This is a genomic window from Humibacter antri, assembly GCF_054777235.1.
The window spans coordinates 75,836-100,247 of the sequence record NZ_BAAHAW010000014.1 but is presented as its reverse complement, the minus strand read 5'-3'; the positions used below and the strand labels follow the sequence as shown (position 1 = coordinate 100,247).

22 protein-coding genes are annotated in these 24,412 nt (G+C 67.2%); 9 read left to right on the top strand and 13 right to left on the bottom strand.

The features are described from left to right. The 4 genes from ACYVDK_RS05925 to ACYVDK_RS05910 form a co-directional block, all read left to right on the top strand. A partial coding sequence (locus tag ACYVDK_RS05925) for a hypothetical protein (protein ID WP_460519354.1) occupies positions 1–295 on the top strand: 295 nt, incomplete at its 5' end. Positions 296–375: 80 nt separating this feature from the next. Beyond that, positions 376–603: a type II toxin-antitoxin system RelB family antitoxin gene (relB, locus tag ACYVDK_RS05920; RefSeq protein WP_460519351.1), complete on the top strand. Its 228-nt coding sequence runs from the start codon at positions 376–378 to the stop codon at positions 601–603. Continuing rightward, the gene (locus ACYVDK_RS05915) at positions 600–872 is read left to right on the top strand and encodes a type II toxin-antitoxin system RelE family toxin (protein ID WP_460519348.1); all 273 of its coding nucleotides are present in this window, start codon (positions 600–602) and stop codon (positions 870–872) included. The genes relB and ACYVDK_RS05915 overlap by 4 nt, the downstream gene beginning before the upstream one ends. A gap of 24 nt (positions 873–896) precedes the next feature. Further along, positions 897–1,460: a hypothetical protein gene (locus tag ACYVDK_RS05910; protein ID WP_460519345.1), complete on the top strand. Its 564-nt coding sequence runs from the start codon at positions 897–899 to the stop codon at positions 1,458–1,460. Positions 1,461–1,493: 33 nt separating this feature from the next. Here the strand turns inward: ACYVDK_RS05910 and ACYVDK_RS05905 are convergent, their stop codons facing one another. From ACYVDK_RS05905 to ACYVDK_RS05860, 10 genes are all read right to left on the bottom strand, one after another. Further along, a complete protein-coding gene (locus ACYVDK_RS05905) occupies positions 1,494–1,604 on the bottom strand; it encodes a type II toxin-antitoxin system prevent-host-death family antitoxin (RefSeq protein WP_460519342.1) in 111 nt (36 codons plus the stop codon). Positions 1,605–1,658: 54 nt separating this feature from the next. Then, entirely contained in the window at positions 1,659–2,930 is a 1,272-nt protein-coding gene (locus ACYVDK_RS05900) for a kynureninase (protein ID WP_460519339.1), read from the bottom strand. Continuing rightward, positions 2,927–3,976: an amidohydrolase family protein gene (locus ACYVDK_RS05895; RefSeq protein WP_460519336.1), complete on the bottom strand. Its 1,050-nt coding sequence runs from the start codon at positions 3,974–3,976 to the stop codon at positions 2,927–2,929. The genes ACYVDK_RS05900 and ACYVDK_RS05895 overlap by 4 nt, the downstream gene beginning before the upstream one ends. A 10-nt stretch (positions 3,977–3,986) precedes the next feature. Beyond that, positions 3,987–4,925, bottom strand: a complete 939-nt coding sequence (kynA, locus tag ACYVDK_RS05890) for a tryptophan 2,3-dioxygenase (protein WP_460519334.1) — start codon at positions 4,923–4,925, stop codon at positions 3,987–3,989. A 114-nt stretch (positions 4,926–5,039) separates the two neighbouring features. Next, positions 5,040–5,768, bottom strand: coding sequence for a cysteine hydrolase family protein (locus tag ACYVDK_RS05885; RefSeq protein ID WP_460519331.1), 729 nt, complete (start codon positions 5,766–5,768; stop codon positions 5,040–5,042). 275 nt (positions 5,769–6,043) lie between these two features. Next, a complete protein-coding gene (locus ACYVDK_RS05880; RefSeq protein WP_460519328.1) occupies positions 6,044–8,209 on the bottom strand; it encodes an alpha-galactosidase in 2,166 nt (721 codons plus the stop codon). After that, complete coding sequence (locus ACYVDK_RS05875) at positions 8,206–9,099, bottom strand: DeoR/GlpR family DNA-binding transcription regulator (protein WP_460519326.1); 894 nt, start codon at positions 9,097–9,099, stop codon at positions 8,206–8,208. The genes ACYVDK_RS05880 and ACYVDK_RS05875 overlap by 4 nt, the downstream gene beginning before the upstream one ends. A 48-nt stretch (positions 9,100–9,147) precedes the next feature. Beyond that, a complete protein-coding gene (locus tag ACYVDK_RS05870; RefSeq protein ID WP_460519323.1) occupies positions 9,148–10,074 on the bottom strand; it encodes a carbohydrate ABC transporter permease in 927 nt (308 codons plus the stop codon). Further along, positions 10,071–11,033 (bottom strand): carbohydrate ABC transporter permease, encoded by a 963-nt coding sequence (locus tag ACYVDK_RS05865; RefSeq protein WP_460519320.1) that lies wholly within the window; start codon positions 11,031–11,033, stop codon positions 10,071–10,073. The genes ACYVDK_RS05870 and ACYVDK_RS05865 overlap by 4 nt, the downstream gene beginning before the upstream one ends. Continuing rightward, positions 11,033–12,370, bottom strand: a complete 1,338-nt coding sequence (locus tag ACYVDK_RS05860) for an ABC transporter substrate-binding protein (protein ID WP_460519317.1) — start codon at positions 12,368–12,370, stop codon at positions 11,033–11,035. The genes ACYVDK_RS05865 and ACYVDK_RS05860 overlap by 1 nt, the downstream gene beginning before the upstream one ends. A 261-nt stretch (positions 12,371–12,631) precedes the next feature. On the opposite strand from ACYVDK_RS05860, the gene ACYVDK_RS05855 reads away from it, so the two are divergent. Continuing rightward, positions 12,632–15,775, top strand: coding sequence for a glycoside hydrolase family 2 TIM barrel-domain containing protein (locus ACYVDK_RS05855; protein WP_460519314.1), 3,144 nt, complete (start codon positions 12,632–12,634; stop codon positions 15,773–15,775). Positions 15,776–15,805: 30 nt separating this feature from the next. Here the strand turns inward: ACYVDK_RS05855 and ACYVDK_RS05850 are convergent, their stop codons facing one another. Further along, the gene (locus ACYVDK_RS05850) at positions 15,806–17,893 is read right to left on the bottom strand and encodes an acyl-CoA dehydrogenase family protein (protein ID WP_460519312.1); all 2,088 of its coding nucleotides are present in this window, start codon (positions 17,891–17,893) and stop codon (positions 15,806–15,808) included. A gap of 210 nt (positions 17,894–18,103) precedes the next feature. Between ACYVDK_RS05850 and ACYVDK_RS05845 the strand changes: the two genes are divergently transcribed. Continuing rightward, complete coding sequence (locus ACYVDK_RS05845; RefSeq protein WP_460519309.1) at positions 18,104–18,319, top strand: hypervirulence associated TUDOR domain-containing protein; 216 nt, start codon at positions 18,104–18,106, stop codon at positions 18,317–18,319. Beyond that, complete coding sequence (locus ACYVDK_RS05840) at positions 18,319–18,855, top strand: DUF488 domain-containing protein (protein ID WP_460519306.1); 537 nt, start codon at positions 18,319–18,321, stop codon at positions 18,853–18,855. Before ACYVDK_RS05845 ends, ACYVDK_RS05840 begins: the two co-directional genes overlap by 1 nt. Here the strand turns inward: ACYVDK_RS05840 and ACYVDK_RS05835 are convergent. Both ACYVDK_RS05835 and rsmI read right to left on the bottom strand, forming a co-directional pair. Next, positions 18,844–19,902 (bottom strand): hypothetical protein, encoded by a 1,059-nt coding sequence (locus ACYVDK_RS05835; RefSeq protein ID WP_460519303.1) that lies wholly within the window; start codon positions 19,900–19,902, stop codon positions 18,844–18,846. The genes ACYVDK_RS05840 and ACYVDK_RS05835 overlap by 12 nt on opposite strands. A 182-nt stretch (positions 19,903–20,084) precedes the next feature. Beyond that, positions 20,085–20,900 (bottom strand): 16S rRNA (cytidine(1402)-2'-O)-methyltransferase, encoded by an 816-nt coding sequence (rsmI, locus tag ACYVDK_RS05830; RefSeq protein WP_460519300.1) that lies wholly within the window; start codon positions 20,898–20,900, stop codon positions 20,085–20,087. A gap of 62 nt (positions 20,901–20,962) precedes the next feature. Between rsmI and ACYVDK_RS05825 the strand changes: the two genes are divergently transcribed. After that, complete coding sequence (locus ACYVDK_RS05825) at positions 20,963–22,606, top strand: dolichyl-phosphate-mannose--protein mannosyltransferase (RefSeq protein WP_460519297.1); 1,644 nt, start codon at positions 20,963–20,965, stop codon at positions 22,604–22,606. A gap of 95 nt (positions 22,607–22,701) precedes the next feature. Continuing rightward, a complete protein-coding gene (locus ACYVDK_RS05820) occupies positions 22,702–24,303 on the top strand; it encodes a S53 family peptidase (protein WP_460519294.1) in 1,602 nt (533 codons plus the stop codon). Positions 24,304–24,412: the final 109 nt, after the last annotated feature.

The window sequence follows — 24,412 nt, the reverse complement described above, 5'->3', positions numbered from 1 at the left end:
AGTCGATGACGAGGGCATCCGGTTCTGGAACGCTAAGCCAGTCAACGGTGAACCATTACTGCGGATCACCTGGCCGGCGGTAACGGGCATCGGCTATGCGGACGCCGCCACGATCGGTGGCGAGTTCGGCGACCGGTTGGTCGTCAGAGCGCGGCTCGAGCAAGACAAACTCTGTGATCTTCCGTTCCAAGTGTTGCGATACACCCAAGTCGTCCCGGCATCGCGTACCCGCCGTGCCCAGATCGCTGCGCTACTGGCCGCGACCCAAAAATCCGCAACCCAACCCACCAGGTAAGCGAATCACGGTCGGCGCCATGGGAGCGCTAGAGGATCCCCTTGCGTGCGTCGCGCGCGACACTTGTATCGCAGGAGGTGGTGATCGTGGCGATCTCAATAAGGCTCGCGCCGGATGACGAATCTCGGCTGGAAGCGCTGGCTCGTCGCACCGGTCGTTCCAAGACGTTCTATGTGCGTGAGGCGCTGCACGAGCACCTTGATGGCCGGGAAGAGCGCTTCTGGGCGGACTCAGTCGTACAGGACTGGGAGGAATCCGGCAAGGAAAGCCGCCCGGCGTCGGAATTGTGGGATGAGTTGGGCGTGTGAGTCGTTCGCGCCTTCAGACCTCGTCGCAGTTCGATATGGCCGCCCGTCGCCTCGACAAGTCGGTGCTGCGGCCCATCAAGTCCTATCTCCACGAAGTCTGCGACCTCGACGACCACCGGCAGCGCGGGAAAGAGCTAACCGCGGACCGCGCCTGCTACTGGCGCTACCGCATCGACGACTGGCGGATCATCGCCGAAATCCAGGATGACACGCTGACGATCATCGCGATCGGACTCGGCCACCGCTCGGAGATCTACCGGAACCAATAAAGCCTGATGACCTACAGTCGAAAAGTGTCATCCGACTCCGATGTGCCGTGGAGCTCCCCGCGCCTGCCGACCACCTTCGGCACCCCCCGCCCGCTGCCCCGGCTGAATCCACACTCGGTCGCCTCGGACAACCTGATCGGCAAGTCCCTGCTGGTGTGGGATACCGCTCGCGACCGTGCGATCGACTACATCGAGCGCGCAGCGCGGTTCCCCTACGACAACGACGAGGAGTCCTTTCCCGTCTTGTGGGCGGCGCACATGTCCCTGTTCTGCGACGTCACGGATGCGGCCGAGGATGCCGAGCTTGACGACCGACGCTGGCTCGATGCAGCGCTCGAGGTTCTGGGCACTGCGGAGGAGGCAGGCCGGATCGATCTCGGCGACGTGTTGCGAACGATCGCGAACGAGTACACGGTGAGCCGCGGCGAGACTGCCGCCATCGAAGCGGCATGTGCATCGATCCCACCGGTGGAGGATCCGGTGGATCCTGCTCTTGCCCCTGAGGTCGTTCTCCACCGCTCGCTGTCGATCCTCGCCACCACGATGGCGTATCGGGCCGCACTGAGCGAAGCCGTCCCGCCGGAGTGACTCGGACGATCGTCGGCAGCCGGCTGCAAGGCATCAGCGCCGAGCACCGGCCATGTTGCTGATGCGAATCGTCTCGCCGGCCTCGACGCGACGCAGTATCTCCCCGCTGCGGTTACGCATCTCGCGGTGCGTCACGGTCTCCATGTAACACCTCGTAGCACGCACCATGACGCGAACGCCCTGCCGGCCGTGCCATCGTCACGCCAGTCCGGCGGCGCGCAGCAGCTCCCCGCGCAGAACATCCCGTACGGCGACCATTCCGTCATAGATCTCCTCGAACGAGGTCGACAGCGGCGACAGCCCGATGCGCAGACCGCCCGGGTCGCGGTAGTCCGGGATCACGCCCTGCTTCCAGAGCGCAGCCGTCACCTCGCGCATCGCCGGGTGCTGCACGGTCACGTGCCCGCCGCGGCGCGCGGCATCCCGTGGCGATGCCAGCACGGCACCCAGCGGCACCAGCCACTCATCGGTCAGCTCGATCGCGAAGTCCGTCAACGCGAGCGACTTCGCCCGCACTGCATCGATGCCGCGGTCCTCGATCATGCCCAGCGTGTCCTGCATGGCCAGCATGCCGATGATCGAGGGGGTGCCGCTGATGAAGTGCCGGATGCCATCCGCAGGCCGGTACTCCGGGCCCATCATGAAGGCATCCGCGGAGCCGAGCCACCCGTGGATCGGCTGACGCAGCACCTGCTGAAGGTCGTCGCGCACATACGCGAACGCCGGAGATCCCGGCCCGCCGTTCAGGTACTTGTACGTGCATCCGACGGCCAGATCCACCTCCCACGCGTCCAGTTCGACGGGGACCGCTCCCACGGAGTGGCAAAGATCCCAGAGTACGAGCGCCCCTGCGTCGTGGGCGATGCGCGTGATCGCCTGCGCGTCGGCGAGATAGCCGGAGCGGTAGGCCACATGGCTGAGCACCACGAGCGCCGTCTGCTCCCCCACGACGGCGGCGACCTGTTCGGGCGACACGCCCGACGCAGGATCCGCCTCGATCCAGCGCAGCGTGAGCCCGCGCTCGCTTGCGATGCCGTCGAGCACGTATCTGTCGGTCGGGAAGTTGTCGGTGTCGAGCACGATCTCGGTGCGCTTTCCTCCGCCCGACGCGCTGGCTCGCGGGGCATCCACAGCCGCTCTGGCCAGCTTGTACAGCAGCACCGTCGTCGAGTCGCCGACGATGGTCTGGCCGGGCGCCGCGCCCAGCGCCACCCGCCCGATGCGGTCGCCGATCGTGAACGGCAGTTCCATCCACTCCTCGTCCCAGCCGCGGATGAGGCGACCGCCCCAGCCCTGCGTGAGGAATCGCTGGATGCGCTCGACGCTCGCCGTCGTCGGCCGGCCGAGCGAGTTGCCGTCGAAGTAGGCGACGAGCCCGTCCGAGGCGACGAACCGCGACCGGAAGTGCGCGAGCCCGTCGCTGCGGTCCGCCCTTCTGGCGTAGGCGAGGAAGGGATCGGGTGTGCTCATTGCAGGGTTTCCTCCAGGTAGTCGATCGTCGTCGCGCGGGCACCCGCCAGCCAGCTGGCCGTGTCTGCCGGGCTCTCGGGCGGGGTGCCGGGTACCCACGCGAACCGCGGGCCGATCGCATCCGCGTGCGCCGACCCCGCAATGCCGGCGACCAGGGTGTCGCGCTCCAGCCCCGCTGCCGCGAGCGCGTCGAGCTCGCGTGCGTTCACGCCGAACGGCAACGGGCCGTTCCCGAGGTCGGTGCCGTACAGCACGCGCACACCGGCGGCCGTGAGATGTCGCACGTTGTGAACGGCGATCTCGAAGGCAGGCGTGCGGTCGCCCCAGCCGTGGATGTCGAGCGTCGAGATGACGGCGGTGCCCGCGCGGGACATGCGCGCGACGAGCTCCGGCTCGAGCCGTTCCGTGAACGGCGTGTGCGCGATCACGTTGACGCCGGCGTCGAGCGCCAGTTCTGTCATGCCCTCGCCCTCGACGTGAGCGGCGACCGGCACGCCCTCGGCGCGTGCGGCCGTGACGATGGCGACCAGCAGCTCCGGCGCCGGGACCGGGCCGGCATCGCTGTTGAGCGTGACCTTGATGACGGATGCCCCGACCGCCGCCTGCGTGCGCACGGCAGCCTCCGCCTGCTCGGGGTCGCTCAGTTCGACGACCGACGTGTCAGGCGCCCAGTCGCGGCCCTTCGGATACCCGCCCGGGCACGTCAGGAAGGCGCCGGCGATATGGATGTCGGGCAGCGTCGATCCCGCCTCTGTCGACCCGTAGAGCGCCGCGTCCCTGCGCAGCCGGCCAGTGTGCGCGGGGTCGCCGCCGAGATCGACGACATGCGTGATGCCGCCGGCGAGCAGCGGCTCGGGATCGATGAGCGTCAGGTGCACGTGGTGATCGGTGAGACGCGGAAAGAGCGTGCCCGGTATCTCGATGTCGGCGCGGGCATCCGGTGCGACCGGGTGCAGCAGGCCGTCGCGCAGTGCGTAGGCGCTGGGGCCGCGGAACGACCCGGTCCACGCCGCGTCGAACGCGACGATCTGGCCGTCTTCCAACATCGACCGCCGCCTACGCCGGCGCACCGATCTGCGTGCGCACGGCGTACAACTCGGGAAAGAAGACGATGTCGAGCGCCTTCTGCAGGAACGGCACGCCGCTGGACCCGCCGGTACCCGTCTTCATGCCGATGGTGCGCTGCACCGTCTTCAGATGCCGGAACCGCCACAGCTGAAAGTTCTCCTCCAGGTCGACCAGTTCCTCGCACGCCTCGTACGCCGACCAGTGCTCCTCGGCGCGCTCGTAGATCTCACGGATCACCGGCATGAGCTCCTCGTTCATGCGGTACGCCTGCGTGACGTCGCGCCCGAGAGCCGACGCGGGCACCTCGAAGCCCGCTCTGGCGAGATAGCGGAGGAATTCGTCGTACAAGGTCGGAGCGTTCAGGATGCCCGACAGCAGGTCGTGCGCGGACGCATCGTTCTCGAAAACCCGCAGCATGCGGGCATCCTTGTTGCCGAGCGTGAACTCGACGGCGCGGTACTGCCAGGACTGGAATCCGGACGAGTTGCCGAGGAATCCGCGGAACTGCGCATACTCCGTGGGCGTCAGGGTGGCGAGCACCGACCACTGGTCCGTCAGGGTGCGCTGAATGTGCTTCACGCGGGCGATGCGCTTCAGCGCCGGCTGCAACTCGTTCTCGCGCAGCAGCCTGCAGGCATCCGTGAGCTCGTGCAGCACGAGCTTGAGCCACAGCTCCGTGGTCTGGTGCTGCACGATGAACAACAGCTCATCGTGGTGCTCGGGAGTGCTCACCGGATGCTGCGCCGACAGCAGCTGGCCGAGCCCCAGATAGGACGAGTAGCTCATGCGGCGGCTGAAGTCGGTGACGATGCCTTCCTCGTAGCGGTCTGCATCGCGGGCACCGCCTGCGGAATCGCCTCGGCCGGCAGCCTCTCGAGCATTCCCGTCTCGTTCACCCCGGTCTCGCGCAGCACCGTCGTCGGTCATCACGCCTCCTCGCGTCCGCACCAGTGTCCGAAGTCCCATTGTCGCGTGACGGTCGCGACAGGGACGAATCGCCGCGGCGGTCCGCGCGCTGAAATGCGGTGAGAGCCTGCGGTGTCAGAGTGGCTGCACGCCGATCGCAAAGGTGTGCTGCAGCTGGAACGCCTCGGAACTCGCCGCGCCTTCCTCCGCGAGCGACCGCACGCGATCCTCGATTCGCTCGAACTCATCGCGCAGCCGGGACGGGCGCTCGCTCTCCGCTGCCGTGCCGACGCGTACCCGCTTCACCGATCGGTCTTCCCGTACGGCTTCTTCCCAGTCCATCGCCGTACCGACGATGACGGATTCCTGATGCTCCAGCCGGTCGAGCGCGCTTTCGTAGACGGCACGGGCATCCAGGTCGTGTGCCTGCTGCTCGTGGGATCCGGTCGAGTCTTCGAGCACCTCGACGGTCATGCCGGACGCAGCGAGCAACGTCGCCAGCCGACCGATCGCGCCCTCGGCCGTGTACCCGACGAGCGTTGCCACCGTGACGTCGCGGTCGCGCAGCCAGCCGGCCAGATCGCCCTCCCCATCGCCCGCAGCGCCCGAAGTGATCACCGTGGCGTCTCGCGGGTTGTCTGCGATCAGGGAATGGATCGCCGAGCCGGGCTCGTCCTGTGCGAAATGCGGCGACCCGGGCCGCTCGACCCGGCAGACCACCACGGTGGGCACCTTGAGATCGGCGGCCGTGTCCATCGCCATGGCGATGTTCGGCATGCTCTCGTGGATCGACGGGTGCGTGACCGCCAGTCCCCCACGAATGTGCTCGTTCTGTACGTCCACGACAATCAGTGCGCGCTTCATCGACACCTCCGTGCCGATAGTAGAGCGCGCCGAGCCTTCCCGGCGAAATGCGTAGCTTGCCCTGCAGCGCTCCTATTTTTTTCTGCACGATGACCACCTGACCCGCATCCGCTACACCAATCGGCATCCGCTGCCGAAATATCGTGTAGCGGATGCCGATCCCCGTGGCCCGAACGTGGAAGTGATCGCCTGGATGGTCGCGGGCGGCGACACTTCGACTCGCTCGCTCGCTCAGTGAGTGGTGCGGGCGGTACGGGCCTTCGCCCGGCCGGACATCACACCGCGGTCAACGTGAGCAGCAGGGCGTGCTCCGGATGCAGGTCGGGCATCGGCAGACCCGCCGTCGTCAGCACCCGCCCCGGAACCACGACACCCCCTTCTGCGCCCTCCACGGCGATCCCCCGCAGCCAGGACGGGACGCCGCGCAAAGCGCCAGCGTGCGGGTCGAGCGGCAGCCCGAGTGCGACGCGGTAGTCGCGCTCCGGGTCGAGCCCCGCGAAACGCAGCCGCGCCGCCAGCTCGTTCGGCGACGAGGCGAGTGCGGCGTACACGAAGACCGCGCGGGAGCCGTCATGCGAGACGGTTCCATACGCGCAATCCGTGTCGTCGGGACGGTCGATGCGCACGGCACGGCCGGTGTGCAGGAGCGAACGGTTCGTCTTGTAGAAGTCGATCGCGGCACGCAACTGCGTGCGCTCGGCATCCGTCAGCGATCGAACGTCCCACTCGATGCCGAAGTGGCCGAACAGGGCGGTGATGGCACGGAACGACAGGTCGTGCGTTCGGTGCGTGGTGTGCGCTGTCGCCGGTCCGACGTGCGCGCCGACCAGTTCGGGCGGCAGCACGAGACCCGTCCAGCGCTGAATCGTCTGCCGCTCCAGCGCATCATTCGTGTCGGATGCCCACACGCGGTCGGTGCGCTGCAGGATGCCGAGGTCGACGCGTGCGCCTCCCGAGGAGCAGCTCTCGATCTCGACGCCTGGATGCGCGGCGCGCAGTGCGTCCAACAGCCGGTACGCGGCGAGCGTCTGCTCGTGCGTCGACGGACGCCCGTCATGCCCGAGCTCGACCTGGTCGCGGTTCTGATCCCACTTCAGGTAGTCGATGGGGTACTCACTGAGCAGGGCGTCCAGTCGCGCGTAGATGTAGTCCCAGGCATCCGGATTCACCAGGTCGATCACCTGCTGATGGCGCCACGGCAACGAAAGTCGGCCGTCGGCCCCGTTCGGGCGAGAGATCCAGTCCGGATGCTCGCGTGCGATCTGGGAGTCCTCGTTGATCATCTCGGGCTCGACCCAGAGCCCGAACTGCATCCCCTTGCCCTTGACGTGCTCGATCAGCGGCGTCAGACCCTGCGGCCAGACATCGGGATCGACGAACCAGTCGCCGAGACCCTTCGCATCGTTCCGCCGCCCGAGGAACCAGCCGTCGTCGAGCACGAACCGCTCGACGCCCAGGTCGGCACCGGCGTCGGCCAGCTGGCGGAGCACGGTCAGGTCGTGGTTGAAGTAGACGGCCTCCCACGTGTTGAGCATGACCGGGCGCGGTGCCGACGGATGCCCGGCACGGCTCCGCACCCACTCGTGGAAGCGAGCGCTCACCCCGTCGAGTCCGTCTGCCGAGTACGCCGCGTATGCGGTCGGTGCGGTGTACATCTCGCCCGGTGCGAGCACCAGTTCGCCGGAGTGAAGCAGCTCCCCGACGGCCAGCACGGTCTGCCCGTCGCCCGTGCGCTCCACACGGCTGGTGTGGTCACCACTCCAGCCCAGGTGCAGCGCCCACACTTCTCCGGACCGCCAGCCGAACCCTGGTGATCCGGCCGCGATCACCAGGGTCGAGTCGTGGCCGGTACGGCCATGCCGCGCGCTCCGCGTCCAGGAGCCCTGATCGATGCGGCGGCGCTGCGGATGCTTCTCCCGCGCCCATCGCCCGGTCAGGTCGAGGGACTCGGTCGCCTGGCTCGGCACCGGAAGGCTCGCGTCGAGCGCGGCGAGCGTGTACCCGGCGCCCCCGATGTTCGTGACGCTCTGATCGATGAGCAGCAGGCCGGTGGAATGCAGAGTGAGGGCGACGTCCACGCGTAGAGCTGATGCCTCGTCCAAGAGCACGAGTTCGGCACGCTGCGTGCCGCCTCCGCTCGCATGCTCGAGTCGGGCCTGCCGCACATCCTGCAGCTTCAGGCGCGGCGCGAACCCTCGGCCGCCCCGATCGCCGGCGATCCCCGGTGTTCCACGCCACCCGCGCGACGGCTGCGGAATGAGCGACACCGGCACCGGTTCGTCGAACGACGAGTGCGCGGCAGAAGCCGTGAACAGAGCCGGATCGAGCCGGTCGCCTTCCTCGCCGAGGTCGGCGCCCCAGTGCGCCACGCGCACATCGGCGTCGCGCAGGTCGAGCAGAAGGCCGACTCCGGCGGCGCGCAGGTACAGGCGGTCGATCACGAAGCATCCTCCGAACGTCGGGAACGGGCATGCCGGCTTGCGCTCGGACGACCCGGGTGGGTCTCGATCAGCTCGATATCAACAGATCGTGTTGCACGGAGCCGGTTCACTGAATTCGCATCGGCGGATGCTCCGAGAAAGATCGTAGTGAAGGCCTGCAACCCGCCGATGCGGCCGAGATGCACCTGCCCCGCCTTCGAGCCGTCCGCGACGACGACCGCGCGGGCCGACGCCCGCAGCATAGCCTGCTTGATCTCCGCCTCGGGCAGGTTGATATTCGTCACGCCGGTGACGGCATCCACCCCGTTGCAGCCGAGGATCGCCAGGTCGGCGTGTACACGCTGCAGCACCTCGGTGGCGAACGGTGCGACAAGCGAATGCTGAAGCGGGCGCAACGCTCCGCCGGTGACGATCACTTGTATGCGGGGTATGGCATGCTCCAGCTCCAGCGCGATCGTCAGCCCGTTGGTGACGACCGTGACGTCGTGGAGGTCGTCGCGACCCACGAGTTCGAGCGCGACGGCAAGACAGGTGCTGCCCACATCGAGGAGAACGCTCATCCCCGGCTCGACGAGTGCTGCGGCTGCACGCGCAATCGCGCGTTTCTCTTCCTTTGAACTGCGTAGTGACTCTTCCACCGGATGCTCGAGCAGCCCGGCGACGGCGCGAGGGACTGCGCCGCCTCGCACCCGCCGAATACCCTGCGCATCTTCGAGCTGAGCGAGGTCGCCCCGCACGGTCACCCCGGACACGCCGAACGCCTCGCTCAGCTCATTGACCCGCACGAAGCCGCGATCGGCGAGCATGGCGAGCATGCGCTGCCTGCGAAGCTCGCCCGGCAGGTCAGCGCCGCCGCTGGGCCGCCCTGACGAGTCCCCATTCGTCGGCATTCCGACATCTCCTCTGTCTGCGATGAAGCGGTGTCGATCGGATGCGGGTCATCCTTTGGTTGCGCCGAGGGCGAGGCCTGAGATGAATTGGCGTTGCAACACGAGGTACACGATCAGTGTCGGCACCGCGGCGATCAATGCGGCTGCGGCGATCATGTTCTGATTGCTGACGAACTGGCCCTGCAGATTGTTCAACGCAGACGTGATCGGGCGCTTCGACCCGGTGGACATGAGCACCGTCGCCCAGAAGAAGTCGTTGTAGATCCAGATCGTCAGCAGCGTGCCGAGCGCAGCGAGCGCCGGCCTGCAGATCGGCAGTGTGATGCCCCAGAACCGGGTCCACAGGCTCGCGCCGTCGACCAGCGCCGCCTCGTAGATGTCGCCAGGGATGGTGGTCATGTAGTTGCTCAGCACGAACACGCAGAACCCCACCTGGAACGCCACGTTGATGACGATCAGTCCGAAGAGCGAGTCGTACATGAGACCACTGGAAGACAGCCAGTCCGGCAGCGGGATGCTCAAGAAGATGCGATACAGCGGCGTGATCAACGCCTGCTGCGGCAACAGATTGCCTGCGGTGAAGACGATGAGCAGCACGAGCCGGCCGCGCAACTTCACCTGGGCGATGACGAACCCGACCGCCGAGGCGAAGAGCAGTGTGATGAGCACGGCGGGAATGGTGATGATCGCCGAGTTGATGAGGTAGTGCCCCATCTGCCCCTCGGTCCAGGCGTTCACGTAGTTCTCGAACGTCAAACCGCCGATCGGCAGCGAGACGTAGCCGTACTTCGCTGTGCTGCTGATCGGCCGCAACGAGATGTAGAGGGCGAAGAGCAGCGGCAGAATCCACGCAACCGCCATGATGATCAGGAAAATGTGTGCGGCGACACGGCCGGGCCGCACCCCGTCTTGCCGACGCCGGGCACCGCCGGCTCGGGCGGACGCCGCTGCGCGCGCACTGGAGAGCGTTGTCATGCTTCGTCCTCTTTCCGCAACGACTGAACCAGGAAGATGATGATCGGCACGAGAGAGATGACCAGAAGCACCGTGGCCAGCGCGGACCCATACCCGATGCGGGTGGTCTGCCCGATGATGGCCTGCGTCACCAGCAGCGAAAGCAGCTCCAAGCCGGGCAGCACGGTGCCGTGGCTCATGATGTAGATGATGTCGTAGGCGCGCAGGGACTCGATCACCGTGATGACGATGATCACGATGTTGATGGGTTTCAGCACGGGGAAGACGACTCGCCAGAACGTCTGCCACGGGTTGGCACCGTCGATCTGAGCGGCCTCTCTCAACGAAGTGTCGACACCCTTGAGCCCCGCCAGATACAAGATCATCACGTAGCCGACCTGGCGCCAGGATGCGGCCACCAGCACGGCCCAGAGGTTGAGGTTCGGGTTACCGATCCAATTGATGGCGTTCGACCCCGTGCGCCCCAGCAGCGTGTTGATGAGTCCGTAGTTCTGCGAGTACATCAGCTCCCAGATGATGCCGATCAGCGCCAGCGAGAGCATGACCGGGATGAAGAAGACGCTCTGGTAGATCCGGCTGCCCTTGAGGTTGCGGTCGAGTATCACCGCGATGAGCATCCCCAGCGGCGTTGCGATCAGGCCGAACACCAGGATCCAGATCACGTTGTGCACAACGGCGGGCCAGAATTGCGGGTCGATCGTGAACGCGTACTTGTATTCCTGCGTGCCGACCCACGGCTGGATCGGCCCGACGCCGTTCCAGCTCGTGAACGAGAGCACGACGCTCGTCACGGCAGGGAACCAGACGAAGGCCAGGTCGGCGAGCAACGGGATGCCCAGCAGCACGATGATCACGATGCGGTCCCGCTTGGTGAACCGCCGCACCCGCCGACGCCGCGTACGCGGCGCCGGCGGGCGAGCCTCGGACCTCACGGCCATCGGCTTGTCGGACACGGTCATCAGTGTGCAGCAGTGAAGACGGACTTCGCCTGCGCCTCCAGGCTGGACTGGATGGACTTGATCGTGTCGGGAGTCGGGCTGTTGATGAACTTGTCAACGGCAGCGGCGACCGTGTTGTCCGCGAATCCAGGGTCGCTGTCGCGGTCGAGGAACTGTGCGACGTTCTTGCACGCCTTGATCACCTCGACGGACTTCTTCTGAATCGCGTTGTAGGTGGGCACGTTCGCGTCGGTGGCCAGCGCGACGTCCCACTTGTCGTTCTTCAGGTAGGCGGCCTCGGCTTGACCTGTGCCGATGTACTCGAGAACCTTCTTGGCCGGGTCGACGTTCTTCGCCTTCTTCGCGAGGCAGAAGCCATCGGCCGGGGCGTCCATGTAGTCCTGCCCGTACGTCGGATTGATCTCCGGGTACACGAAGAAGTCCAGGTCGTCGAGGTTCGCGTTGTCGGTCACGTACTGTGCTGCGACCTGGTTGGTGCCCTGGAACATCATGCCCGCCTGCTTGGCCTCGAGCGTCTTGACGGCGTCCTGCCAGATGCGACCGGTCGCACCCGTCTGCATGTACGGCATGAGTTCGGCCCACTGGTTGAACACATCGGTCACCTTGGAGTCGGTCCACGGCACTTTGTGCTGCATGAGCTTCATGTGGTAGTCGAAGCCGTTGATGCGCAGGTTGAGAATGTCGAACGTGCCGAGCGCCGGCCATCCGTCCTGCTGACCGAATGCGAAGGGGATCAGTCCGTCTGCCTGCATCTTCTTGCAGAGCGTGATCATCTGGTCCCAGGTCGTCGGAACCTCGTAGCCCTTCTCCTGGAACGTGCTCTTGTTGTAGAACACGACCCACGGGTAGTTGTAGATGGGAACGATGTAGTAGTGGCCATCGGTTCCCTTCGACAATGCCTTCGCCGAGTCGGGGAAGTTCTTGCCGATCTTGTCCCACACGTCATCGATCGGTTCGATCAGACCCTGGTTGGCGAAGACCTGCATGCGGTAGCCGGCGAACCAGGTGAACAGATCGTTCGGCGTGCCCTGCAGATAGGAGGTGATGTTGTTCTGGAACGTGTTGTGGTCGACGGTGTTGACGTCGATCTTCACCCCGGTCGACTTCGTCGCCGCACTCGTCAGCGACGCGAATGCCGCCTTCGGTGCAGGGTCGGAGTAGTTCGAGCCGAAGGTGATGCTGCCGCCCCCGGAGGTGGACGATCCGCTGCTGCCCGACGAGCACGCGGCGAGGAGCGGAACGGTTGCAGCGCCGAGAGCGGCCACGCCGCCGAACTTGAGGATGTCCCGCCGGCTGATGCCGGAGACCGGAGCACCGAAATTGTGCTGACCTTGCATATCTGACTCCCTCGTCATTGAGCCCCGGAGAGCTTGCTCCCGGGCCGGATGTGATGCGCAGGCAGCCTACGATTGCTTACGGGAACTTGTCAATCCATAAGCTGCGGTGCAATCTGAACGACTATTCCGAAAGCGAACGAATGTCGTCGCCGGAACACGAATGTCGACTGAAACTCCAATGGCTGCCGACGAGAACCCCGAGAACCTCCCACCGGCCGCGCACGCCAGGAACCCGTAACCCATGATTCGCAAGGAGCTCGAATGCCTGCATCACCACGAGGATCAGCCTCGCTCGACGGCGCCGCAGCGGCCGTGTGGCGGCATCCGGAGATCACGTCGGTGGGACGCGAACGCACCAACGCCGTGCCGCGGACGACCGGCTTCGACGGAGAATCGCTGAGCGACGTCATCGACCTCGACGGAACCTGGCGATTCCAGTTACTGCCGAGCCCGGAGGCCGCACTCGCGGACGAGTGGCGGGACATCCGGGTGCCGGGCGCGTGGTCGCTTCAGGGCACCGACGATGCGCCGCAGTACCTCAACATCACGATGCCGTTCCCCGACGCTCCGCCACGCGTTCCCCAGGCGAACCCGACCGGCGTCTACCGCCGTGCGTTCACGGTGCCCGAGGTGTGGAACGGCCGGCGCATCGTGCTCAGTGTCGGCGCGGCGGAGAGCGTGCTGCTGGCGAGCGTGAACGGAGTTCAGGCAGGGGCGAGCAAGGGCAGTCGTCTGGCCGCGGAATTCGACGTGACAGAGCTCGTGCACGCCGGCGACAACGAGCTCGAGCTCACTGTCGTGAAGTGGTCCGACGCGAGCTACATCGAGGACCAGGACCAGTGGTGGCTGGGCGGCATCACCCGCGGGGTGCGGCTGTACGCGACGTCTCCGGTTTTCCTGCGCGACGTACGCGTCGTCGCGGACTTCGACACGGCGTCGGGCACTGGACGGCTCGACGTGCAGACGATCGTCGGCGCGCCGAACGACGCGGCGCCCGCCGGGCTGAGTGTACGGGTGCGACTGGGTGCGGCATCCGTTCCCGCATCGATCGTCACTCCGGTATCGACACGACTGATGGTCGACCCGGAGGACGGGCACTTGCAGGAGCTGCTCGCCCAGGTGCCGCTGGAGGAGACGGTGTTCTCCCTGCACGCGAAGAACGCCGCACGGATGCCGCTGCCCGAGCCGCTGCGCACACTCGCATCGATCGCGACCGCAATGAACTTTCCGGAACCGCACGGACGGGCATCCGCCTCCCTCGAGCTGCCGGATGCGTCGCCGTGGACCGCCGAGACACCTGTGCTTTACCCGATCACGATCGAGCTCGTCGACGAGAACGGTGCCGTGCTCGACTCGGCCTCGCTGCGAGTCGGGTTTCGCCGGGTCGAGATCGTCGGGCGCGACCTCACGGTGAACGGGCGGCGCATCATGCTGCAGGGCGTCAACCGGCACGAGTTCGACCCGCGCACCGGCCGCACGCTCACCAGGGAGCAGATCGCCGGCGAACTGGCGAATCTCAAGCGGTGGGGCTTCAACGCGATCCGCACGTCGCACTACCCGAACGACCCCGCCTTCTACGACCTGGCCGACGAGTACGGCTTCTACGTCATCGACGAGGCCGACGTGGAAGGACACGACTGGGCGTGGTCGATCTGCGACGACCCCCGGTACCTGAACCAGTTCGTCGACCGCGTGTCGCGCATGGTGCTGCGCGACAAGAACCATCCCAGCATCATCATCTGGTCGCTCGGCAACGAGACCGGATCCGGCCTGAATCAGGATGCCGCCGCCGGCTGGGTGCGCGGCTACGACTCGACCCGCCCCGTGCACTACGAGGGCGCGATCGCGAAGGACTGGTTCGGCGGGCATTCGCAGACCGACATCGTGTGCCCGATGTATCCGCCGATCGACGCGATCGTGTCGTACGCGAAGAGCGAGCGCGCCGACCGACCGCTCATCATGTGCGAGTACAGCCACGCGATGGGCAACTCGAACGGGTCGTTCGACGACTACTGGGCGGCGATCCGCACCACACCCGGACTGCAGGGCGGGTTCATCTGGGAGATGAAGGACCACGGACTCGACCCCGAAGGCGCCGAGCACTACCGCTACGGCGGCGACTTCGGCCATGCGCTGAACGACGGCAATTTCTGCATCGACGGGCTGCTCTTTCCCAACGGGTCGCCGCACCCGGCGATCTTCGAGGTGCGGCGAGCGTTCTCACCGGTCGAGATCGTCTCCGATGCGTCCGCGGCTCGAGAAGGCCGCCTGCGCCTGCTCAACCGCCAGACGTTCGCATCGCTGGGGGGCCTCGCGATCGAGGCGTCGGTGGCGCGCATCGACGGTGTGACAGCCCCCGTGCGGCTGAATGCCTCGGCCCAGGCGGGTGAGATGGCGGAGGTCGTGCTGCCGGCGGAGCTCGTGCGCGGGCTTGCCGACGAGGGCGCACTCGCGTTGCGGGTCACGGTGCGCACCAGCTTGGACGGGGTGTGGGCGCCTGCAGGCACCGAGCTGGCCGTGCTGGAGGTTCGGGTTGTGCCGGCGAAGTCCTTCGACTCGCTTCGCTCGCTCACAGAGCTCGGCTGGTCGCTCCCCGAGTTCCCTGAGCACGCCGAAGACGCGTCGAAGGGTGTATCGAGCACTGCGGCCGTCCACCTCGATGACGACGGCGTTGTGCGGCATCCGCTCATGTCCGCGGGGCCGCGGCTGCAGCTCTGGCGCGCCCTCACCGATAACGACAAGGCGATTCCGCTCGGGCAGCGGTTGGAGACCACCGGCCTGCGAGACGCCGTGCGCAGTCTCCAGGCCGTGGAGCACGACGGCGACACGACGGTTGTTCGGGCTCGATACACCACGTCCGCCGGACACGTCGTGGAGCACACGCAGCGCGTGCGGGCATCCGACGGCTCGCTCGAGTTCCACGAGACCGTCGTCGTGCCCGAGTCGCTGCCGGACATTCCCCGGGTGGGCATCGAGTTCGCGCTGGTACCGGGCTTCGAGCAGGTGGAGTGGCTGGGCGATGGTCCGCACGAGACGTATCCGGATCGGCGCTCCTCCGGGCTGCTGGGCCGGTGGGGGTCGACTGTGGACGCCCTGCAGACCCCGTACGTGCGGCCGCAGGAGAACGCCGGGCGCACCGGCGTGACGGCCGCATCGCTCGGCGACGGCGCTCGGACAGTCGGACTGTGGTTCTCCGAACCCGTGCTGTTCACCGCGTCGCACCAGAGCGTCGCGGACCTCGAGACGACACCACACTCCTGGGAACTGCCGCGGCGCGACGAGACCATCGTGCGTGCCGACATCGCACATCGCGGCCTGGGCAGCGCGTCGGTGGGGCCGGATGCCCTGCCGCGCTTCATCGTGCGCCCCGGTGTCTACGAGTGGAGCTGGTCGCTGACAATGTGATCGTCGAACGGCCGGTCGAGACAACGTGCATCACCGGTACGGCCGGTGCACGCTCTCCTTTCCCACGTCGGTGGGCTCAGTGCCGTCGACGGCGGTGGCGGCGATCCACGGCCCGGTCCCCTCGGATGCGTCGATCACGCCCTTCTCCAGCCATACGGCATCGCCGTTCATCACCCGTTCGGTCAGCTTGCGGTCCTTCTCGTCGGTGTTGTCCCACAGTTCACGGAACAACTGGTCGATGCGGTGCCTGGCCTGCCCGCAAAATGCATCGGCGAGCTGGTAGGCGGACCTACCGCGCCGAGCATCCGACGACCGAGCATCCCCCGACTGAGCATCCGCCGACTGAGCGTCCGCCGACTGAGCGTCCCCCGATCGGAGCATCTCGGCGCGGGTGCATGACGCGGCCATGGCGAACAGTTCGGCACCGATGTCGACGATGCGGCCGAGGAACGCCTCCCTGTGTTCGAGACCGGCCTGCCACCTGCCCATGCCGTAGAACGTCGACCGGGCGAGTTTGCGGGATGCCCGCTCCACGTAGCGCAGATGGGTCGCGAGCGGGCCGAACTCGCGGTACGCTCCCGGCTCGTTGCCCTTGCCGGCGACAAGCGACGGCAGCCACTTCGCGTAGAAGCCGCTCGCCTTCGCCGCAGCCTTCGCCTTGGCACGAAGGTCGGCGTCAGGCGAGGCGAGGTCGCCAGCGGCCTTCAGGTGGGCATCCACCGCCTCCCGTGCGATCAGCAGGTGCATGATCTCGGTGGACCCCTCGAAGATGCGGTTGATGCGCATGTCGCGCGTCTGCTGCTCAGCGGCGACGGCGCGCTCCCCTCGCGCCCGCAGCGAGTCCGCCGTCTCGTAGCCGCGCCCGCCTCGGATCTGCACGAGTTCATCGGCGACGACGTAGCCCATCTCGCTCGACCAGAGCTTGGCGAGGGCCGCCTCGATGCGAACATCCTTCATGCCGGAGTCCGCGAGTTCGGCCGACAGCTCGAACACCGCCTCCAGCGCGAACGCCGTGGCGGCGATGAACGCGATCTTCGTCGCAACGGCCTCGTGCTGTGCGATCGGGCGCCCCCACTGCACACGCTGCGCCGACCACTCGCGCGCGATCTTCAGCGACCACTTGCCGGCCCCCGCGCACAACGCCGGAATCGAGAGTCGGCCGGTGTTCAACGTGGTCAGTGCGATCTTGAGGCCCTGTCCCTCGCGGCCGAGCCGATTCTCGGACGGCACACGCACACCGTTGAAGCGTGTGACCCCGTTCTCGATGCCCTTCAAGCCCATGAACGCGTTGCGGTGCTCGACCGTGATGCCGGGCGAGTCCGCCTCGACGACGAATGCGGTGATGCCGCCCTTCTGCCCGTCGTGCTCCGGCACCCGTGCCATGACCACGAGGAGTTCGGCGATCACGCCGTTCGTGGTCCAGAGCTTCACGCCGTCGAGCAGGTAGGCGGAGCCGTCGTCGGTGGGCGTGGCGGTTGCGGCCATTCTCGCCGGGTCGGAGCCGACATCAGGTTCGGTCAGAAGGAACGCGGAGATGGCGCCAGTCGCACATCGCGGCAGGTACTTCTTCTTCTGTTCCTCTGAGCCGAACAACTTGACCGGCTCGGGTACGCCGATCGACTGATGTGCAGAGACCAGTGCGCCGATCGAGGGATGCACCGAGCCGATCAGCATCAGCGCTCGCCCGTAGTACAGCAGGCTGAGGCCGAGGCCGCCGTATTCCTGCGGGATCTTCATGCCGAAGACGCCCAATCCCGATAACGCGGCGACATACTCGTCGGGGATGCGCGCCTCACGCTCGATGCGCCCGCCGTCGAGGGTCTCGCACACCGCTCGTAGCCGTGTCAGGAACTCTTGGCCACGCTCGACGTCGTGCGCGTCGCCACGCGGATGCGGGTGGACCAGTGACAGATCGAAGTCGCCCAGGTAGATGCCCTTGGCGAAGCTGGGCCGTTCCCACTCGGTCTCGCGTGCGGCCTCGGCCGTCTCGCGGGCGGCCCGCTCCCCCACGGCTGTCGCCGCCTTCGGCCGCGTCGGAACGTTTCCGTTCGGCTGCGCCGCGGTACTTGTTTTCGGCTGCGCCTCGGTACCTGTTGTCGGCTCCGCCTCAGTACTCATTTTCGGCTGCGCCTCGGTACTCATTTTCGGCTGCGCCTCGGTACTCATTTTCGGCTGCGCCTCGGTACTTGTCTTCGATTGCGCCTCGGTACTCATGTGCTGCCTCCCCCTCGAAGCCGTGCACTTGCCCTGCATGCTCATGCTAGGCATGCGGCCACGACCCGAGGAGACTGATTGAATCGACGGCGGCGCAGGTGCAGGAGGAACGGGATGACCAGACATTTCACTGTCGGCGACCACGTGACGTGGAACTCCGAGGCGGGTCAGGTATCGGGCACGGTCATCCGAGTGCACACCGCCGATTTCGACTACAAGGGTTACACGCACCACGCGAGCGACGACGACCCGCAGTACGAGATCCAGAGCGCCAAGACCGGCCACGTCGCGGCGCACAGAGGTTCGGCGTTGCGCCTGACCGCTGAGTGATGGCGAACCCGTACTTCACGATCGGCCACTCGAACCGCTCCGTCGACGAATTCATCGGCTTGCTGCGGGCGGCGGATGTGCGGTTCCTGGTCGACGTGCGCCTGCTGCCGGGATCGCGCGCAAATCCGCAGTTCGACCAGGACGCTCTCGCCGCGTCGCTTGCGGATGCCGGAGTCGGCTACCTGCGCTCGGCCGGCCTCACAGGACGTCGCGGGGTGTCGGACTCGGTGCCGCCCGAGGTGAACGGGGCATGGCGGAATCAGAGCTTCCACAACTACGCGGACCACGCACTCTCAGGGCAGTTCTCCGACGCGCTCGAGGAGCTGCGGGAGCTCGGACGCGACCGGCGCACCACAGTCATGTGCTCCGAAGCCGTGTGGTGGCGTTGCCACAGGCGAATCATCGCCGACCACCTGCTCGCGCACGACGAGAACGTGCGGCACATCATGGCACAGGACCGGATCGACCCCGCGACGCTGACACCGGGGGCGTCGGTGCATCCGGACCGCAGCGTCACCTACCCGCTACCAGGCTGAGGCGACCTCGGCGTGCGTGCGCAGGATCTGCTCCGTGGTCCCCTCTGGCGCGCGTCCGATGCCGCACTCCGTGGCAACGCCGAAGGTCGGGGCATGCCGCAGGGCTGTACGGATGCGCCGGCTCGCGCCGTCCGCTCCGTCTTCGCGGTGCACGAGTCCAAGATAGAGCTCGGTGCGTTCACCCAGCCGCAGGTCGCTCAGCGGCGCGAAGTACGCGTCATCGTCGCGCTCGATGGGCACGGGCAGGTGGATCCACGTGATCGGGCGCGGTGAGGCATCCGTCAGCATGTTCGCGAAGCGCACGAGGTTTCCGGCGTCTGCCGGCTCGACGAAGTGCTTCTCGGCCACGTCGCCGTAGCAGAGATGGAAGCCGACCTCGACGTCGAGGGGGACGCGGGATGCCTGGTCTGCGGAACGCTCGGTGAGACCGGCCCACACGTCGTCGCCCCACCACGATTCCGCGCCGTGGCCTCCCCGGTGAAGCACGTCTTCGATGATTCCGAACTCGACCGCATTGTCCCACTGGATGGCGAGATCGTCGTGCGGGACGCCATCCAGGATCTCCGTCAGCTCGCCATACATCGCCGCTCGGTAGACGGGTTCGAAAGCAGCGCGCTGCTCCGGCGGGAAGAACGCGCCCACCACGGCGAGAGGTGTCGGCAGCGATACCTGAAAGCGGGTACCCGACGCGATGGCTCCCTCATCGCGCAGACGGCGGAAGACCTCGTACGACTCCAACGCTGCCTCGGCATACCCCAGCGGCGGCAGCCGAAGCGTCGACGGATCGACGCCGTCGGCGACCCGCAGGGGACGGGCATCCAGCATGCGCAGCGGAATCGGATGCTCGCCCACCCGTTCGAGGCCGTCGGTCTGTCCCAGAACATCGGGTTGGAACATGATCCAGTGGAACCGTTCGCCGGGCTCGCCGTCGGGGATGCGCTTCAGCAGCGGACCCATCAGCTCGGCGGCGGTGCGCATGGTGGTCTCGGCGTCGTCGTAGTTGACGCTGCCGACGAGCAGCGCGCCCTGGGGTTGCGTTTGGTTCACCAGCCCATTCTGGCGTGCTCGATCGCGCGGCGCTCGATCGTGTCGTGATCGATCGCTGGCCCGCGCGATATCGCGCGCGCGACCGCGTCAACATGACACTCGCCCGAAGACAGGCCAATCGGGCATGTTCTGGGCAGGAGAGCGCGATCCGTCATGTTGACGGAATCGGGGTGGCCGGTGGGCTAGCGGCGGGCTCGGAGGGCCGCTTCGTAGAGGGTGCGGCGGGAGAGGCCGGTGGCTGCGGCAACGGAGGCGGAGGCATCCTTCAGGCTCTCGGTGGCGGTGAGCAGCAGCACCTCCTGCACGGCGGTGGCGAGGTCGACGGTGCGCGGCTCGGCCCCCGCGACGACGACCACGATCTCACCGCGCACGCCAGCATCCGCCCATTCCGCCAGCTCGTCGGCGGTGCCTCGACGCACCTCCTCGTGCAGCTTCGTCAGTTCGCGACACACGACGACGCGCCGTGACGTACCGAACGCGTGTGCGATCGCCCTCAGCGACTCGGCGAGGCGGTTCGGTGACTCGAAGAACAGCATCGTGCGCTGCTCGTCGGCGAGCGCGCCCAGAGCGGACGCCCGCTCCCCCGGCTTGCGCGGAAGGAACCCCTCGAATGTGAACCGGTCGGTGGGCAGCCCTGACACGGCGAGCGCGGTGAGCACGGCACTCGGCCCGGGGATCGCCGTCACCGTCACCCCGGCCTCGATCGCGGCCGTCACCAGGTGATAGCCCGGATCGGAGACGGTGGGCATGCCTGCGTCGGAGAGCACCAGAACGTCGGCACTCCGGGCCAGTGCGACGAGTTCCGCCGAGCGCTCCCGTTCGTTGTGATCGTGCATGGCGATCAGCCGGGGACGGTTCCCGACTCCCAACCCCTGCAGCAGCCGCTGCGTCACCCTGGTGTCTTCGGAGGCGACCACTTCGGCGTTCTCGAGCGCCTCGACCAGCCGACGGGAGGCATCCCCCAGATTGCCGATAGGCGTCGCCGCGAGGATGATCACGTGTCAGTCATACCAGCCGCGGAGGTGACGCCGAGACGCGGCGACCTCATAGCATTGCGGTCGTGACTGCCGACCTCGCGACGACCGGGCCTCTGGCATCGGGCGCCGAACCTACCGGATCGCGGCTCGACAGGTGGTTCGCCCGCACGATCAACACGCCGGCCCGGCTGCGCTGGTACAGCTGGGGGCTTCCCGCGCTGGTGACGCTGATCGCGGCGGTCGCGCGGCTGTGGGCGCTCGGCGATCCGCACGCCCTCGTGTTCGACGAGACCTTCTACGTGAAGGATGCCTGGACACTGATGCACAAGGGCTGGGAGGCGGCCTGGCCGGCGAACATCGATCCGCGGTTCGCGGCGGGCGACGTGAATGCGTACACGAGCGATCCGGAGTTCGTCGCGCATCCGCCGTTCGGCAAGTGGATGATCGCTGCCGGTCTCGCACTCTTCGGCGCCCAGAACACGATCGGCTGGCGAATCTCGACGGCCGTGGTCGGCATTCTTGCCGTCGTCGTACTCATGCTCATCGCGAAGCGGATGTTCCGCTCGACCCTGATCGCGGCGCTCGCCGGCTTCCTGATGGCGATCGACGGCAACGCGATCGTGATGAGCCGGGTCGCCATTCTCGACAACTCGGTGATGCTCATCGCGCTGCTCGCGTTCGGCTGCCTGCTGCTGGACCGCACATGGCAGGAGAGGCGACTCGCGGTGTGGATCGCACGTCGCAGAGTCGAGGGGCGAGAGCTCGGCTGGGGCCCGTGGATGTGGTGGCGCCCGTGGCTGCTGGTGGCGGGCATCCTGCTCGGCCTCGACGCGGGCGTGAAGTGGACCGGCTTCTACTTTCTCGCCTTCTTCGCGGTGTACGTGCTGATCGTCGACGGGCTCGCCCGACGTCGTGCCGGAATTCCGTTCTGGCCGGAGGCCGGTCTGCTGAAGGGCGGGATCGTCTCGTTCGTGCTCATGGTGCCGCTGGCATTCATCACCTATGTGGGCACCTGGGCCGGATGGCTGATCAACCCCGGCGGCTACTACCGCAACTGGGTGCAGACGACGGCCGATGTGAAGTGGACTGGTCTTCTGTCGTGGGTGCCGGACTGGGCGCAGAATCTCTGGCACTACCAGGCCGAGATGTACGGGTACTCGATCAACCTGCACACGCCGCATCCGTACCAGGCGAATCCGCTGACCTGGCTGCTCATGCTGCGCCCCACGAGCATGTACTACGTCGGCACGAAGTACGGGGTCGGCGGGTGTACGGCCCCTGGCGGATGTTCATCGGCCATCACCGACCTCGGCAACCCGATCATCTGGTGGGCGGGCACCGCCGCCGTGATCTACCTGATCTATCGGCTGATCCGCTACCGCAACTGGCGGCACGGCATGATCCTGATGGGTCTCGCCGCCGGTTACCTGCCGTGGATGCTCTACGCGGGCCGCACCATCTTCACGTTCTACTCGATCGCGTTCACGCCATACGTGTACCTGGCGCTCGCCGCGGTGTTCGCGCTCATCGTCGGCAGACCGAGGGATGACTCGTATCGGCGGGTGCGCGGCCTCAGCCTGCTCGCCGTGTTCCTCGGCATCGTGGTCGTCGTCTCGGTGTTCTTCTACCCGCTGTGGACGGGCATGCAGATTCCGTTCTGGTACTGGCAGTTGCACATGTGGCTGCCGAACGTGGTCACCGGAATCGGCACGATCGGGTGGATATAGGCGCCGGCCAGCGAATCCGACAGGCCCGGCACGAAGGGAACCCGCACACGGGGCAAGTCCTATCCGCTGTCGCATCCCGGTGGTATGCCGTAGTCATGAGCGAACAACAGCCTCCGTCGAATGAAAAGGCGCCGTCGAACGAACAGGCCTCGCGAAGCGAACTGCCCGGCAGTCACCGGGAGCCGCTGACGTCGTCGACGACTCCGCTCGCCGACGACGAGCAGGTCGAGGCGACGCTCATTCTGCGCAGGCGACAGCCCGTTCCCGACGAGGTGCTGCGCAACCCGCTCCCCCGCGACGAGTTCGTGCGACGCTACGGAGCGGATCCGGCCGACATCGATGCCGTCGTGGCGGAGGCGGAAGCGGCAGGCGCCGAGGTGATCTCGGTGGATGCCGGCGAGCGGCGCATCCGCATCAGCGCGACCGCCCGCGTGGTGCAGGAACTGTTCGACACCACCCTGGAGAGCGCGACGCATGAGCCGCGCGATGGCGAGACCGTGAAGTTCCGCCAGCGCAGCGGACCGCTCAGTGTGCCGGAGCCGATGCGCGACCGCGTTGTGGCCGTGCTCGGCCTCGACGACCGCCCGCAGGCCACCGCTCATTTCGTCTCCGTGTCCGCCTCGGCCGCGGCCATCAGCTATTACCCCGATCAGGTGGCCGACATCTACCGATTCCCGGCCGGAACGGACGGCACCGGCCGCACCGTCGCCATCGTGGAGCTCGGCGGCGGGTTCGACCAGGCCGACCTCGACACCTACTTCGGCGAGCTCGGAATCACGACACCGAACGTGACGGCTGTGGGCATGGACGGAGCATCCAATCAGCCCGGCGGGGACCCGAACGGTGCCGACGGCGAGGTGCTGCTCGACATCGAGGTGATCGGAGCGATCGCCCCGAAGGCCGACATCGTCGTGTACTTCGCACCCAACACCGACGCCGGATTCGTGGATGCCGTCACCCGCGCCGCGCACGCCGAGCCCACACCCGACGCGATCAGCATCAGCTGGGGCGAGAGCGAAGGCACCTGGACCGCGCAGGCCCGCACGGCGTTCGACGACGCCCTCGTGGATGCTGCGGGCCTCGGCGTCACCGTCACGGTAGCCGCCGGCGACGACGGAAGCGCGGACCGCGTGACCGACGGCAAGGCGCACGTGGACTTTCCGGCATCCAGCCCCCACATCCTGGCGTGCGGAGGAACGAGCCTGAACGCGAACGCTTCCACGGATCAGGTGACCTCCGAGGTGGTCTGGAACGACGGACCCGGTCGGGGGGCGACCGGCGGCGGCGTCAGCGACTCGTTCGGCCTGCCCGGATGGCAGGACACGGTGGGGGTGCCCACAACTCCCAGTGGGTACGCGGGGCGCGGGGTGCCCGACGTGGCCGGCGACGCGGACCCGCAGACCGGCTACAGGGTGCGGGTCGACGGCACCGACATGGTGATCGGCGGAACCAGCGCCGTTGCCCCCCTGTGGGCTGCGCTCGCTGCGCGCCTCGTGCAGGCCACCGGCACACGGCTGGGTCTGCTGTCGCTGCGGGTATACCCGGATGCCACCGCCACCGCGACCGCACCGGGGTTCCGCGACATCGTCACCGGCAACAACGGCGCGTTCGCCGCACGACCCGGGTGGGATGCCTGCACCGGCCTCGGTGTGCCGGACGGGACCGCGCTGCTGAAGGCGCTGCAAGCCGCGGGTTGAGCGGCCCCCGCGGGTTGAGCGGCCCCCACGGGTTGAGCGGCCCCCACGGGTTGAGCGGCCCCACTGGTTGAGCGGCCCCCGCGGGTTGAGCGGCCCCCACTGGTTGAGC

Excerpts from the sequence above, each read along its gene's own strand:
- ACYVDK_RS05905 (WP_460519342.1), bottom strand. The coding sequence starts at position 1,604 with ATGGAGACCGTGACGCACCGCGAGATGCGTAACCGCAGCGGGGAGATA.
- ACYVDK_RS05900 (WP_460519339.1), bottom strand. The coding sequence starts at position 2,930 with ATGAGCACACCCGATCCCTTCCTCGCCTACGCCAGAAGGGCGGACCGC.
- ACYVDK_RS05895 (WP_460519336.1), bottom strand. The coding sequence starts at position 3,976 with ATGTTGGAAGACGGCCAGATCGTCGCGTTCGACGCGGCGTGGACCGGG.
- kynA (WP_460519334.1), bottom strand. The coding sequence starts at position 4,925 with ATGACCGACGACGGTGCTGCGCGAGACCGGGGTGAACGAGACGGGAAT.
- ACYVDK_RS05885 (WP_460519331.1), bottom strand. The coding sequence starts at position 5,768 with ATGAAGCGCGCACTGATTGTCGTGGACGTACAGAACGAGCACATTCGT.
- ACYVDK_RS05875 (WP_460519326.1), bottom strand. The coding sequence starts at position 9,099 with ATGCCGACGAATGGGGACTCGTCAGGGCGGCCCAGCGGCGGCGCTGAC.
- ACYVDK_RS05870 (WP_460519323.1), bottom strand. The coding sequence starts at position 10,074 with ATGACAACGCTCTCCAGTGCGCGCGCAGCGGCGTCCGCCCGAGCCGGC.
- ACYVDK_RS05865 (WP_460519320.1), bottom strand. The coding sequence starts at position 11,033 with ATGACCGTGTCCGACAAGCCGATGGCCGTGAGGTCCGAGGCTCGCCCG.
- ACYVDK_RS05860 (WP_460519317.1), bottom strand. The coding sequence starts at position 12,370 with ATGCAAGGTCAGCACAATTTCGGTGCTCCGGTCTCCGGCATCAGCCGG.
- ACYVDK_RS05855 (WP_460519314.1), top strand. The coding sequence starts at position 12,632 with ATGCCTGCATCACCACGAGGATCAGCCTCGCTCGACGGCGCCGCAGCG.
- ACYVDK_RS05850 (WP_460519312.1), bottom strand. The coding sequence starts at position 17,893 with ATGAGTACTGAGGCGGAGCCGACAACAGGTACCGAGGCGCAGCCGAAA.
- ACYVDK_RS05845 (WP_460519309.1), top strand. The coding sequence starts at position 18,104 with ATGACCAGACATTTCACTGTCGGCGACCACGTGACGTGGAACTCCGAG.
- ACYVDK_RS05840 (WP_460519306.1), top strand. The coding sequence starts at position 18,319 with ATGGCGAACCCGTACTTCACGATCGGCCACTCGAACCGCTCCGTCGAC.
- ACYVDK_RS05820 (WP_460519294.1), top strand. The coding sequence starts at position 22,702 with ATGAGCGAACAACAGCCTCCGTCGAATGAAAAGGCGCCGTCGAACGAA.